Source organism: Peribacillus sp. NPDC055009, from assembly GCF_053608705.1.
Genome location: NZ_JBSGVZ010000001.1, coordinates 349,993 through 363,280, shown reverse-complemented (window position 1 = coordinate 363,280; position 13,288 = coordinate 349,993). Strand labels below are relative to the sequence as shown.

Here is a 13,288-nt window from a genome sequence, read left to right as displayed (position 1 = left end):
AGATGATAACTCAAACCAATTTACCTTTTACCCGGTTTGGTGAATTGCTGACCAATTGCACCTATTATTAAAATGATGATCGAAATGAGACTGTAGTCCTTAAAAAAGGTCGTAAATGGAATTTCCAGAAATAAAAACGCCATCGTAAGCAGTCGTCCTATAAGTAGGATCATTCCGATAACTACCATCCAATTAAATAACTTTCCCAAAAAATCCATCTTTTCCTCCTTAGCCAATCTAATGATGACTTTCATGGTGTAATAAGAATAAAAAACTGGAGTGCTGCCCTAATATCCAATACCCTTCTGGCTCCAGTCCTTCAGCTCACATGGTGTCCCGTGTACCATTACTCGGGGGCATCTTTCGGGATTGGTTTTCCGGCTTCGATCAACACTTTGCTGCCCAGCAGGAAAAAACCTTGAATGAACAGCAATAAACCAGTTCCTATAAGCAGCCACTCAATTTTAATGATGTCGGATATCGGTCCGAATACTAGCATTCCCAGGGGCATCATCGATGTCGAGATCATCCCTAAAACACCAAATACCCTCCCAAGAAGATCACCCTCTACCTTCTGCTGTAACAAGACCATGGACGGCGTATTAAAAATGGGCATCGCCAATCCGACTACCCCCATGATGATCAAGTAAATCCAGAAAACGGGGATGATTCCAAGAGCGAAAGTACAGGCGCCAATTATTAGGCTCGCAAGTGTCATCGTATGGATCTTGTTTTTAAAGCCTCCCCACGAAGCCATGAAAATCCCGCCTAGCATCATTCCGATGGCAAAAGTGATCTCTATCGCAGTCAACCGCCAAACATCATTCCCGAAAGAGCGTGTGACCTGAAGCGGTGTAAGAAATGCTACAGGTGCGGCAAGCACGAAGAAAAATGCGAAAAATATAAAGAACTTCTTAAGAAAGTCGTGATTCCTGATATAACTGAATCCTTCTTTCAAATCGGTGAAATAGCTGGTAGTTTGCTTTTGTAATGCCTTCGCATGTGCTGGAATTTTCAAAAATGCCAGCAAAGTGAAGATGGCAATTGCAGCTGTAATCACATCAATGAAGAAAATGGTTTCGATTGAAGCCATCGTAAGCAGCGCGCCGCTCACCATGGGGGAAACTAGCATCACCAGCGCTTGAATGCTTCCATTTGTCCCATTCACCTTCGTAAGCTTATCCTCTGGCACAAGCTGCGGAAGAATGGCCCCGACTGCAGGAGTCTGGATTCCAGTTCCTATCGCCCGGACAGCGGACATGACGAAAAGCAGCCAAAGCTCATCGTAGCCGATTAAAAACAATATGGCCAAAATCAGCGTTGAAATGGCAATCAATGAATCCGAAAGAATGATCAGCATCTTCCGATTATAGCGGTCTGCCCATACCCCCGCGATTGGGGAGAGTATAAAGGTAGGCACGAAACCACAAACGATGGATATCGTCATCATGACACCCGACTGTGTATTCAACGTGATATACCACATGATGGCATACTGAACTAAGGACGAACCAAAGAGGGATATGGTCTGACTGCCTAGAAAAAGAGTGATATTCTTTTTCCAATTGTCCTTTACTTGTTCATTTAATGATTTCATCTCTTAAACACCTCATTCTATTTTGAATATTTTTTTCTTAATGCCCTAAAAAAAACACAGGCTATCTGCCTGTGTTTAGAGTAAATGGATCAGAACCTATCTAAAGAAACTGAGAGAATGATTATTTTCCCGATAAAAAATAATCTCCTACTGGCCTTCGGTTTGGTCAATACAAGGAGAATTCACCACTTTACACGTATCCAAAATGACCTCCTTGGATAGGTAAAGTATTTCTCCCCTTAATAATTCTTCTATTTTAAAGTCAACTGGAATAGCGAAAACCCTTTGATCACAAAGGTTGTCGCGGCATCAGCTGGACACAAAAAAAGAGGTTGAAATCGTCTCTTTTTTTCACTAAAGCGTAAAATGAAGGTTTCCTTAAAAATAGACAGACCATTCCCATTTACCCTGCGGACATGCAGAGCCTTTGAACGTATTCAATTAACGGTTCAAAGATTGGAAACGCAGTCTGATAAATGTCACAAGGAAAACCTCCATTTCTTAAAAGTTAAAGTCATCTTAACATGGAGCCAATTGGAATATCAATAAAAAACTGCCTTAATGACAGAAGCCTCACTTCGGTTTTGGCCGAAATTCACTTTTCCGCTTCCTTATGCATCCACCTGCATGTCACACATTCCATTCATCCTTCAATTCGTTTGACGGCGGCCGTATATTCCTTATGCCTTTCTTCCCATTCATCCATCGGGAAGTCCTGATGATGACCATCAAGTAAATCACTAAACATATCAAGGCATATATGCCAGCCTGCCAAATCTTTTGATGTATGATCATTAACTGGCGTGATGGATTCTTTCAATACTAATGAGCATCCATCCTTTTCAGGGGATACCTCGAAACGAACCCAGCCGTCCCCCCATTCAAAATCTAAAACGGAAAATTCTTGGAAGTCCCTGACCTTCATATCAAAAGATTTCCCTGACCCATCATTGAAATTGAATTTTATGGTCCCGTCTTTTCGAAGGTCTTTCATTTCCAGGTTGGACATCCACTTTTCCACCTTATCATTCTCCGTTAAAGCACCCCATACCTTTTCAACCGAATGATTGAGCAGGCGATCAAATCTTGCGATAATCCCATTACCTTCTTTTTCGATTACAGCTTGCAATTGGATTCCCCCCTTACAATTCGTTACCCGATTTTATTTTTATAATAAAACATGGTCGGATGTAATTCACCATTTGCAGATTTCGCATAATCAGGAATCCTGCCTGCCTGAATATATCCCAATGATGTATACAGGGAGTTAGAAGGATCCCCTTCCCTTGTATCCAGGACCAATAATGTCCGTCCCTCCTGCTTGACCCTCTTCTCAGCCTCTAGCATGAGAGAACGTCCTATTCCATTTCGTCTATAACCAGTATGCGTCATTAATTTTGCGATTTCCGCTCGATGGCCGCCGTTCCGCTTTGAACATAAATGTAACTGTACACTCCCGACTATCTTACCCTGTAATTTAGCAACTAATAGAATCACATCAGGATTTATGGCACTACTCCAATAATCAATCGCCTCAGACCGTTCCATGGGAGGTAAAAAACCGATGGACGCGCCATCATCCACCACTTGCACCAAAAGGTCGGAAAGATCATTAAGATGTTCTTCGATTGATGTTAATTGTTCGATTTTCACTTCGGCATTCACAGTAATCACACCTTTCTCAGTCATATTCACCATCCCTGGCGCTTTGATAAAGAAGTAATATGAGCCAGATGATGGCGTCCGTGCCAGGCATAAATTCCTATATTTTCACCGACTGTCACCTCTCCCGAATCAGGATGGATGAATGTTCTGCTCAAATCATCCGCATGAAGACCTGATAAAAGTTTGCACATTCGAATATGTATACCTTCGAGCAGTGATAGAGAAACTTCAATCGGCAAATCATAATCAGGCAGCTCTGCCCATTGCCCCTCTTCGTATGGTTTAATGACCGGACTTTCTTCCGTAAGGGCCAATTTGAAGCGAATATACGCATTCATATGACTATCCGCAACATGATGCACCACTTGGCGCACCGTCCATCCTCCAGGCCGATAAGCCGTATCCAGTTGTTCATCTTCCATGTTGCCTACCGCTTCCCGCAGCATCCGAGGCAAAGCATCGATCTCGTTAAGCCACCCCTCGGCTACACCAATAGTAATCTCCCCATCAAACTGAAACTTTCCAATCGGGTATCTTAAATCCACCTTCATTCCCCCTTGATGTTCAATAAAAATGCATCTATATATATTCTTTATCAATTAAGACAAATCCTTTTTCCGGCATACTTTGCTTTGCTCTACAGCTCATCACTAAACATCAGGAAATTTAATCCATATCATTAGCACGTATACTATTTCCACATTTAGCAACCATAAACAAATGAATGGCATATGCATCAATCCAATCTTTAAAAAATGGAAATGGGGATAGGATCATCTTGAAGAAAATTAGTTCGATACAAACCCTCAGCATCTTCTTTTTATCAATCGGCCTTCTTAATCACGTTATCTTAATTCCTTTCCTCCTATCCACCGGCGGAAGGGATTCATGGTTTTTTTCTATCATTACGATTGGGTTGATCCCAATTTGGGTCTACATATTATCGAGGATAATCAAGAATATGAATAATCAATCCCTGACGGGTTGGCTTGAAAATAGATTTGGAAAACATATTAAAAATATCGCTTTATTCTTTATAGTGATCTACCTGATCAGCCTTGTTTTGGCGACTACAAAGGAAACGATAGATTGGATCACTACAAGCTTTCTTTTTGAAACCCCAAGTTTAGCGATTATCATTCCGTTTACACTGCTATGTATCTTTCTTGCCCATTCTGGTATGCGCTCCATCGCCATTTGCTCTTCTGTATTATTGCCAATAGTCATCATTCTTGGCATTTTCGTTGCGACCGGAAATATGCCGACAAAAGACTACAGCCACCTCCTTCCCCTTTTCGAGAATGGCTATTTTCATGGCGTTAAGAGCTTTCTATATACTGGTTATGGCCTTGCCGAACTGATTTTACTGGCTTTCTTTCAGGAAAAGATTTCTGATAAAATCAGTCGGAAAGTATTGGTTTTCATATGCCTCGGATTAGTGTTTCTACTTCTCGGCCCATTAACAGCTGCACTCGCTGAATTCGGGCCGACCTTAGCCGAAGCCATGAGGTATCCTGCCTATGAACAGTGGCGGCTGCTGACTATTGGAAAATATATTGAACATACAGATTTCTTTTCCATTTATCAATGGCTTGCTGGTGCCTATATCCGTGTTTCACTGGCATTATTCTTAATAACGGAAATCTTTAATAGGAAAACTGAAAAAATGAAGGTAGGAATTCTTTTCGCTGTCGGCTTTCTCATGGTCGTCATCTCCATCGTACCATTCAGTAATTTCAAGTTTTTGCATGTGACCCAAACTTTTTATTATCCTGGCGCTTTTTATTTCCTGTTACTTTTGTCCGCCTTTTTGTTTATCGGCACGTTCATTAGATCTAAGGAGGGTAAACGACATGAGAATGAAACGATCCAAAAATGAACCAACCCTGCCTGAATTAAAGGAGGAGACATTTCGGGAGTTATTCAGTTCAAGCTCGGATATCATATTTGACACGATTTATATTGGAGAAACCGAAAGGCCCATTCCTGTCCTTATCTTTTATTGCTCGGGTATGACCGATATCAGTTTACTGAACGAGGGGATTTTGGAAAAGTTAAACAAAATGATGGAATTGGATGAGAGAATCGATGAAGAAGAGGCAATCAACAAGCTAAAACCATTGATAGATTTGACTAAAGTGACAATTGATAGTGAATTCAATAGCGTCCAGCAGCTGATTTTCTCCGGGAATGCCTTATTATTCATTCCATCAACCCAAAAGTTATTTTCAATAAATTTGTCCAATGTTCCGAACAGGCAGCCTGAGGAGTCTTCCTTCGAGGTCTCTGTAAGAGGACCAAGAGATGGATTTGTCGAGGATTTATCCATAAATACCGCTTTAATCAGAAAGCGGCTAAAAACAAAATCGCTCGCCTATGAAGACTTTATTGTCGGCAGGCGCAGTCAAACGAAAGTCGCACTAATGTACATGGATGACATCATTGATAAAGAACTCGTTAAAAATGTGAGGTCCAAGATTAACTCCATTGATATTGATATATTGGTGAGCAGCCAACAATTGGAGGAATTGATCACTAACAGTAAATTTAGTATATTTCCACTCACTCATTATACAAGTCGCCCCGACTTTGTAGTGGAAGCACTCAATCAAGGAAGATTCATTCTAATCGTGGACGGAATGCCAACAATAATCGTGGCTCCTTCTACATTATTATTGCAAATAAAAACAGCAGAAGATTCGAATCTTCCTTATCTATTTGTAAGTCTTGAGCGACTGCTTCGCTTTATGGGGCTTGGCATTACCATTTTATTGCCGGGGTTTTGGATATCCATTTCCGCTTTCAACATTGAACAGGTGCCGTTCCCGTTATTGGCCACCATCACCCTTTCAAGGCTTGGACTTCCCTTATCCGCCACCATGGAATTCATTCTCATGCTCATTTTATTTGAATTATTCCGCGAATCCGGAGTCAGGTTACCTAAAGCGGTTGGGCAGACAGTTGCTGTTGTAGGCGGACTCATTGTCGGTGATGCCGCGATAAGGGCCGGACTGACCTCACAAACCATGCTTGTGGTTACTGCCGTAACCTCTGTCGCATCTTATACTCTTGTAAACCAGTCTTTAACAGGGGCCGTAACGATTCTGCGCATGTTTGTGCTGTTACTAAGCTGTATTTATGGAATCTATGGCACGATAATCGGTTTCCTTTCCATTGTCACTTTACTATCCAGGCTTGATTCATTCGGGATTTCATATATTGGCGGAATGAACCCGCCAATATTCACTAAACTACTGGATTCATTCATAAAGAGGCCATGGAATTCCATGAGCAAACGATCCTTGGCAGCTAATGATAAGACCAGAAAGGGGCAGTAAGGCCATGTTCCGCATCTGCAAAATATTATTAACCATCCCTCTATTCCTTTTACTTTCAGGCTGCTGGGATGAAAAAACGATCCAGGACTTTCATTATATAACGGCCATCGGGATAGATTTCAAAGATGGGGAATACATTGTTTATACGCAACTTGTGGACTTCTCTGCGGTAGCTAAAACGGAGGCAAAACCCACTCAAGCCCCGCCCGTATATGTAGGGAAACAAAAAGCGCGTTCCATCTCGATCGCCATTAATAAACTAATGCGCAATACTCAACAGTCTCTCTATATAGGTCATGTTTCCACATTTGTCATCAGTGAAAATGTTTTGAAGCAGCAAAGTACAGAAATAGTGGATTATATATACAGAAACCAGTTACTTAGGTACTCTGCCAATATCTTTGCGACAAAAAGTTCCATGGATGAGCTTTTCTCCATTAATGGTTATTTTAATTTATCGCCTTTATACACGACATTATATTTACCTGAGGATGTCTACCGGAATCGATCATTCATCCAACCCATTACGGTCCAAAAGTATTATTCTAACCAGCGGGAAAAAGCATCCACAACCATCCTGCCCTCCATTTCCTGGAACGATAAAGTATGGAAGGAAAAGGATAAAAAAAGAAAAAGTCTCTTTATGGATGGTGCATTTGTCATTTATTATAAAGTGTCCCAGCCCTGGTTCTCTGAAAAGGATTTGAGCGGTTTACGCTGGCTCAATAAAAGGACCAACAAAACACCCTTAAATATTAACATGAATAAGCAAGACATCTATGCCTCTTTCTCCCATCCGCATTATCAAGTAAAGCCTGTTCTCATGGATGGAAAGTACAAATTCAATATTGACGTTGATGTATCAGGTAAGATACTGGGGCTTGATACACAAATGGATATCGATAAAATAAAACGAAAATTCGAAAGCCAAATAAAAAAAGAAATCCAAACAACCTTCATGACAGGGATTCAAAAGAACGCAGATCCTTTAAGCTTAGGTAAAATCCTTTATATCAAAGAGACAAAATACTGGAAAAAGAATCATATAAATGATCCGAAGGACTACTTAGATAACGATTCACTACATGATATAAACGTTAAAGTTCACATTCTTAATACAGGCGGTTTAGAAGCTAAACCACTCGAGTAATGAAGGATTTGATTTATTATTTTAGGTCCCAATTTGATGATGCTCCTTTCACGAGTAAATCGGCCAAACTCACGAGTATTTGTTCTAATTTCACGAGTAAATTGCCAAAACTCATAAGTAAACGCTTATAATTCGTGAGTTTGCTGCTGCATTTGACGTATTATCGCTTATAATCCATGAGTTTACAGCCCAACTTGGGTTTAATAGCCCTTTTCATGTAGGATGGCACCTTTTTAGGCTCCATCCTGATTTTTGGCGCCGGAAAATGTGGTCCTGAATTTGGCGGGAAGTATGATTAAATGGTAAATTTAGAGTATTCTAACAATTGGGGGGCCATTTATGAGCATACAGAAGGCTACATTACATGAGCTGGAATCACTGACGGAACTTTTTGATTTATACAGAGTGTTTTATGAGCAAACCTCTGATCCTGGTCGTGCAAGCGAGTTTTTAAGGGAAAGGCTGAAAAATGGGGAGTCTGTGGTTTTTATGGCCTATGATGAAGGAAATCCTATTGGCTTTGTACAATTATATCCTTCTTTTTCATCTGTGAGTATGATGCGGTCATGGGTATTGAATGATTTATTCGTGAAGGAGTCCGCCCGCAAAAAGGGATTTGGCGAGGAGTTATTGAACGCGGCCATCACATTTGCACGCGAAACAGGTGCCAAAGGAGTTTCACTGGAGACAGGCAAGGATAATGTAAACGCACAGAAACTTTATGAAAGAATTGGTTTCGTCCGTGAATCGAACCATTTTTATTATTTCACCATTTAATATAAAAAAGTGTAGGGAAAACCTTCCCTACACTTGGATGCTATGTATCTAGTATATTAATTATTTAGCAGTTTCCATGCTGGCTTGAATTTCTTTAATTAGAAGTTCGGCACCTTCAGGGCTAAGTATTAATTTACCGTCAGCAAGTTTCATATTGTCATCGGAAACTTCACCTGTAACCTGACAAGTCATGTTTGGTTTATATTTTTGAAGGATGATGCGCTCTTGTTCTACATAAATCTCCAGAGCGTCTTTCTCATTAATTCCTAATGTTCGGCGCAGTTCAATTGGAATGACTACCCGTCCTAATTCGTCAACTTTACGTACAATACCTGTAGATTTCATTTAATTTACCCCACTAACTTTCTTGCGAATGTTGTATTTATATATTTCGTCACCATTCGACATTATTTGCACTTCTATTAAGATACCACTACCTACCATATTCGTCAATTCTCGTATCTTCATATATTATCTGCCTCTATATGATTTTTATATAAAATATTAGTAATACCTTCATAACACGCGTCATGACAACGTTTCCCGCTTCTTTAGTTGGTATATATTGTTAAAATGGATATTGAAATGGAAACGCCTTCATTTAATTCCAACAAGCATTCTTTTTATGTCATGTCGAATCATGAAGAATGAATTTCACTAGCCTAAAAGAATCCTGTTGATTTTCTTTTGCTTTTGAAGGAAAATTTAAATTGATCGCTTATAATATTCCGAAAATTCATTCCGCTTTTAAAACAGTGGATTCAGAAAGCCGAAACGATTGCCATCCTTCCAGAGTCTTACTGACTCATAAAACAGATTGAGGTGAGTCAATTGCGTCCGATTATATTAGGTATTTGTTCTGCTTTCTTTTTTGCATTTACGTTTGTTTTGAATCAGGCCATGGAGTTGTCTGGCGGAAGTTGGATTTGGAGTGCTTCGCTGCGTTATTTCTTCATGGTGCCATTTCTGTTGTGTATCGTATTGAGCAGAAAAAACCTGCGTCCCCTTTTACAAGTGATGAGAGAAAAGCCAGGTCCTTGGCTGCTTTGGAGTTTTGTCGGATTTGGGTTATTTTATGCTCCTTTATGCTTTGCGTCCGCCTACTCACCTGGCTGGCTGATCGCCGGCACTTGGCAAATCACGATCATTTCGGGTGCGCTGCTTGCGCCGCTGTTTTTTGAAAGTGTCCAAACGAAAGATGGGATCGAAAGGCAAAGAGGAAGGGTTTCTGTGAAAGGCCTCCTCATGTCCATGATCATTCTGCTTGGGATCATCCTGATGCAACTGGAACATACTAAACACATTTCAATGGCCAATCTTTGGCTGGGAGTGATTCCAATCGTCATCGCTTCGTTTGCATATCCTTTGGGAAATCGCAAAATGATGGAAGTATCCGAAGGTCGTTTAGATGCTTACCAGCGTGTATTGGGAATGACTTTGGCGAGTTTGCCATTCTGGTTCCTGCTTTCATTGTACGGTTTCTTTACAGTAGGGGCACCGACGAAGATGCAGAGTTTCCAATCCCTTTTGGTCGCACTATTTTCAGGTGTCATTGCCACAGTCCTTTTTTTCAAAGCGACCGATTTGGTAAGTGGAAATATGCAGAAATTAGCTTCAGTCGAAGCTACACAATCGATGGAGGTCCTTTTTGCACTGGCTGGCGAATTACTATTCCTATCTTTACCGATTCCTTCTCCGTTATCATGGTTCGGCATCTTTATCGTCATCATAGGAATGATCCTGCATAGCTATGTATCACATAAAAAAGAAGGTCCATCCCGGAAACGGATAGTGAGTGCCTAAATAGCAAGTCAAAAAAGCCCCGAAATTTTAGCGGGGCTTTTTCGACCTGACTATGTTCTTTTTTGCATTGATAGGTCATGAAAAATTAATGATTATTTAGTGAAGCAAAAAGCTCGCCATCCATTTTTTTCATTAAACTTATACCTTGAGTAAGTTCAAAAAGTATGTATAATGAAAGGTAATTGCATATGTCAAAGGTTTTCTAGGGTTCCGCAGTGCGTCTATTGCTGGTCTGGTCCGAGAGAAAACTCACAGCATGCTGTGCCACGGAAGGATAAAAGCCTGGGAGAAACTGTTTAACGGTTATCTCTTGGGCTTTTTTTGTTTTTTTTGGTAAAGAATAAAATTGGAGGTGCGGTATTCATGAGCACAAACTGGATTAAAGTATTTATTGCAGCTTTTTTTGAAGTATTTTGGGTAATTGGCTTAAAACATGCAGATGACTTTTGGACTTGGTCTGGAACGGTCATTTCGATCATCATCAGTTTTTACTTGATGATAATGGCTGGCAGGAAGCTTCCTGTCGGTACGGTATATGCCGTTTTTGTCGGTATGGGGACAGCCGGTACCGTTTTTTCAGAAATCATTTTCTTTGGAGAATCCTTCAAGCTGAGCAAAACGCTATTGATCCTCCTTTTATTATCAGGGGTGATTGGCTTGAAGCTAGTGACTGATGATAAGGCAGAGAAAGGGGATGAATCATAATGGCTTGGGTCTCTTTAATCTTAGCGGGGCTATTTGAGATGTTTGGGGTTGCGATGATAAATAAATTGCACAAAGACCGTAATTGGCAATCCTTGCTGCTGTTGTTCATCGGATTTGGAGCAAGTTTCCTTTTTCTTGCTTATGCCATGAAAACCTTGCCGATGGGGACTGCTTATGCTATCTGGACAGGAATCGGCGCATCAGGCGGAGCGATAATCGGGATGCTATTATATGGGGAATCCAAAGATTGGCGAAGAGTCGTTTTTATAGCCATGGTCCTTGGCGCAGCAGTGGGATTAAAACTTGTTTCATAAAAATGAGTGAAGGTGATTTTACTTTTGTCTATAGAAATTCGGAATATGACACCGCATTACCATTAGGTTATCTAGTATATAAAAGCATAGAAAAACAAAGACGACACAATTTTGATATATCGAATTAATGTGTCGTCTTTACTTATTTATTTTCTTGTGTGAAGTCATTTTATAAAAAATGATTAGCATCCATCTTAGTGGAATCTTTCCCTTTAACCTGCTTTAGCGTCGCTACTATAAGAAAGCTAACAATTACTAATAAGAGCCATGAGCTTACCTTTCCTAGATGAACAAGACTCCATGCATCGGTTTGGTTTGGATATTCCCATGCCCCAAAGAACGTTGCGATATTTTCGGCTATCCATATAAAAAATCCGATGAGCACAAAAGAAAGCGCGATTGGCATACGATATCGAGCTCCACCAACCTCGTATGTGACCCATGACCGCCAAAAGACGATGATGACAAGTCCAGATAACCACCAACGAACATCAATCCAATAATGGTGGGTGAAAAAATTCAAATAAATCGCAGCTGCAAGAGATACAACGACCAAAAACGGCGGCCACTTGACAAGTTCAACCTTTAACCTCCTCCACGCCTGGCAAAGATAACTCGCTACACTTGCGTACATGAATCCGCTATACAGAGGCACTCCAAAGATCTTAAAAATACCTTCCTCTGGATAAGTCCAGGAGCCCATATGTACCTTGAAAAGTTCAAGAGCAAGTCCAATAAGGTGGAACAATGTGATAACCTTTAGTTCATCCCGTGTTTCAAGCCCGGAACGCAGCATCCACCACTGCATCAGAAGGCAGATGATGAGCAGCCAGTCATACCGCGGCAGGAAGGGAAGCGGTATGAATTTTGTAATAGCCAAAGAAGCAAAAATAACGGCAGGAAACAAACATGACAGGGCCTGCTCCCAACCAAACCGAACGAGTTGTTTTAGTGCTCGCATGATTGGTGTTTCCACTTTTTTAATGGTTAAAAAATTCATGTTTTACTCCCCTTTACCATTATCCTTGGGTGTCTTCATCATTACGGTATTCTAAAATATCTCCGGGTTGACATTCTAACGCCTTGCAAATCGCCTCTAAAGTTGATAATCGAATCGCTTTTGCCTTGCCGTTTTTCAATATGGAAAGGTTAGCCATCGTTATTCCAACCCTCTCAGAAAGTTCTGTAACACTCATTTTCCTTTTAGCCAGCATTACATCAATATTGATTATAATTGCCATTTTATTCACCTCAGACTATTAAGTCATTTTCTGATTTTATATCGATGGCCTCTTGCAAAAGCCTTTGAAGAACAGCAGCAAAGACTGCAATCACCATTGAAGCAAAAATGATGACCAATCCGATTACTATGATGCCTGGGGCGTCGTCCATCTCCGCAATGAGATAAAAGAGCGGCATTCCTACCACATACAAGCTGCTGATTGTGATTGCACAATTTTTTATTGTCTTTAAAGCTCTTACAGATAATTCCGAGAAAGCTTTGTTCTTGTCAATATAGCTTAAAAGTTTAAAGGCTTGATATAGAGCGAAGTAAAAAGGTATCGCCGATGCATACAAATCGATTAAAACGAGATATTTCAAATAAGTCATATCCGGATATAATTCTGCTGCAAAATTCGCAATCTCAGGCACCACAAAGATGCACAAAGCAAGAATCGGCATTCCAATAAGAATAACGGCTATCTTCAAAAAGATCGTTGACACTTGTTTCATAAAAAGCACCTCATTTATTTTTTATCAATTTGAATTTAACACAATTTTTATCGTTTTACAATAAAACATTGTTGTTTTTTATTATATTATTATTGTTACCGTAATATCCTTTTCTTTTAAAAATAAAAGAAGCACTCCTCATTTACAAAGGACTGCTCCATAACTGAACTATTCGATTCATTAATAAGATTACCTTCAGCTGTTC

At 40.3% G+C, this 13,288-nt stretch carries 16 protein-coding genes and 1 riboswitch; of the genes, 7 read left to right on the top strand and 9 right to left on the bottom strand.

Going from position 1 to position 13,288, the window contains the following annotated elements; translation table 11 throughout:
- Positions 1-20: 20 nt before the first annotated feature.
- The 5 genes from ACWF5P_RS01825 to ACWF5P_RS01805 all read right to left on the bottom strand — a co-directional run bounded on the left by ACWF5P_RS01825 (position 21) and on the right by ACWF5P_RS01805 (position 3,813).
- Positions 21-218, bottom strand: a complete 198-nt coding sequence (locus ACWF5P_RS01825; protein ID WP_101223067.1) for a hypothetical protein — start codon at positions 216-218, stop codon at positions 21-23.
- A 128-nt stretch (positions 219-346) separates the two neighbouring features.
- On the bottom strand, positions 347-1,597 hold the full coding sequence (locus ACWF5P_RS01820) for an MFS transporter (RefSeq protein WP_452444530.1): 1,251 nt from the start codon (positions 1,595-1,597) through the stop codon (positions 347-349).
- A gap of 643 nt (positions 1,598-2,240) precedes the next feature.
- Positions 2,241-2,726 (bottom strand): SRPBCC domain-containing protein, encoded by a 486-nt coding sequence (locus tag ACWF5P_RS01815; RefSeq protein ID WP_434167612.1) that lies wholly within the window; start codon positions 2,724-2,726, stop codon positions 2,241-2,243.
- A gap of 23 nt (positions 2,727-2,749) precedes the next feature.
- On the bottom strand, positions 2,750-3,286 hold the full coding sequence (locus ACWF5P_RS01810; RefSeq protein ID WP_434167613.1) for a GNAT family N-acetyltransferase: 537 nt from the start codon (positions 3,284-3,286) through the stop codon (positions 2,750-2,752).
- 2 nt (positions 3,287-3,288) lie between these two features.
- Positions 3,289-3,813 (bottom strand): YfiT family bacillithiol transferase, encoded by a 525-nt coding sequence (locus tag ACWF5P_RS01805; protein WP_434167614.1) that lies wholly within the window; start codon positions 3,811-3,813, stop codon positions 3,289-3,291.
- A gap of 173 nt (positions 3,814-3,986) precedes the next feature.
- Here ACWF5P_RS01805 and ACWF5P_RS01800 point away from each other — a divergent pair, with 173 nt between their 5' ends.
- The 4 genes from ACWF5P_RS01800 (at position 3,987) to ACWF5P_RS01785 (ending at position 8,527) form a co-directional block, all read left to right on the top strand.
- Positions 3,987-5,141: a GerAB/ArcD/ProY family transporter gene (locus ACWF5P_RS01800; protein WP_452444529.1), complete on the top strand. Its 1,155-nt coding sequence runs from the start codon at positions 3,987-3,989 to the stop codon at positions 5,139-5,141.
- Complete coding sequence (locus tag ACWF5P_RS01795) at positions 5,116-6,600, top strand: spore germination protein (protein ID WP_434167616.1); 1,485 nt, start codon at positions 5,116-5,118, stop codon at positions 6,598-6,600. Before ACWF5P_RS01800 ends, ACWF5P_RS01795 begins: the two co-directional genes overlap by 26 nt.
- A 4-nt stretch (positions 6,601-6,604) precedes the next feature.
- Positions 6,605-7,750, top strand: coding sequence for a Ger(x)C family spore germination protein (locus ACWF5P_RS01790; protein WP_434167617.1), 1,146 nt, complete (start codon positions 6,605-6,607; stop codon positions 7,748-7,750).
- Positions 7,751-8,089: 339 nt separating this feature from the next.
- Positions 8,090-8,527: a GNAT family N-acetyltransferase gene (locus tag ACWF5P_RS01785; RefSeq protein WP_434167618.1), complete on the top strand. Its 438-nt coding sequence runs from the start codon at positions 8,090-8,092 to the stop codon at positions 8,525-8,527.
- Between the two features lie 60 nt (positions 8,528-8,587).
- Here ACWF5P_RS01785 and ACWF5P_RS01780 read toward each other — a convergent pair whose 3' ends face one another.
- Positions 8,588-8,872: an AbrB/MazE/SpoVT family DNA-binding domain-containing protein gene (locus ACWF5P_RS01780; RefSeq protein ID WP_053536026.1), complete on the bottom strand. Its 285-nt coding sequence runs from the start codon at positions 8,870-8,872 to the stop codon at positions 8,588-8,590.
- A gap of 486 nt (positions 8,873-9,358) precedes the next feature.
- On the opposite strand from ACWF5P_RS01780, the gene ACWF5P_RS01775 reads away from it, so the two are divergent.
- From ACWF5P_RS01775 to ACWF5P_RS01765, 3 genes are all read left to right on the top strand, one after another.
- Positions 9,359-10,330: a multidrug resistance efflux transporter family protein gene (locus tag ACWF5P_RS01775; protein ID WP_434167619.1), complete on the top strand. Its 972-nt coding sequence runs from the start codon at positions 9,359-9,361 to the stop codon at positions 10,328-10,330.
- A 191-nt stretch (positions 10,331-10,521) separates the two neighbouring features.
- A riboswitch (guanidine-I (ykkC/yxkD leader) is annotated at positions 10,522-10,621 on the top strand.
- A 72-nt stretch (positions 10,622-10,693) separates the two neighbouring features.
- A complete protein-coding gene (locus tag ACWF5P_RS01770; RefSeq protein ID WP_063232562.1) occupies positions 10,694-11,035 on the top strand; it encodes a DMT family transporter in 342 nt (113 codons plus the stop codon).
- Positions 11,035-11,349 carry a DMT family transporter gene (locus tag ACWF5P_RS01765; protein ID WP_034309447.1) on the top strand — a complete coding sequence of 105 codons (315 nt, stop codon included), beginning with the start codon at positions 11,035-11,037 and terminating at the stop codon, positions 11,347-11,349. Before ACWF5P_RS01770 ends, ACWF5P_RS01765 begins: the two co-directional genes overlap by 1 nt.
- Positions 11,350-11,518: 169 nt before the next feature.
- Here ACWF5P_RS01765 and ACWF5P_RS01760 read toward each other — a convergent pair whose 3' ends face one another.
- Genes ACWF5P_RS01760 through ACWF5P_RS01750 form a run of 3 tightly spaced genes read right to left on the bottom strand, consistent with a single transcriptional unit; the run spans position 11,519 to position 13,083 of the window.
- On the bottom strand, positions 11,519-12,310 hold the full coding sequence (locus ACWF5P_RS01760; RefSeq protein ID WP_452444623.1) for a DUF817 domain-containing protein: 792 nt from the start codon (positions 12,308-12,310) through the stop codon (positions 11,519-11,521).
- 58 nt (positions 12,311-12,368) lie between these two features.
- A complete protein-coding gene (locus ACWF5P_RS01755) occupies positions 12,369-12,590 on the bottom strand; it encodes a helix-turn-helix domain-containing protein (protein WP_101223077.1) in 222 nt (73 codons plus the stop codon).
- A 10-nt stretch (positions 12,591-12,600) separates the two neighbouring features.
- Positions 12,601-13,083 (bottom strand): DUF2975 domain-containing protein, encoded by a 483-nt coding sequence (locus ACWF5P_RS01750; RefSeq protein WP_230176671.1) that lies wholly within the window; start codon positions 13,081-13,083, stop codon positions 12,601-12,603.
- Between the last annotated feature and the right edge of the window lie 205 nt (positions 13,084-13,288).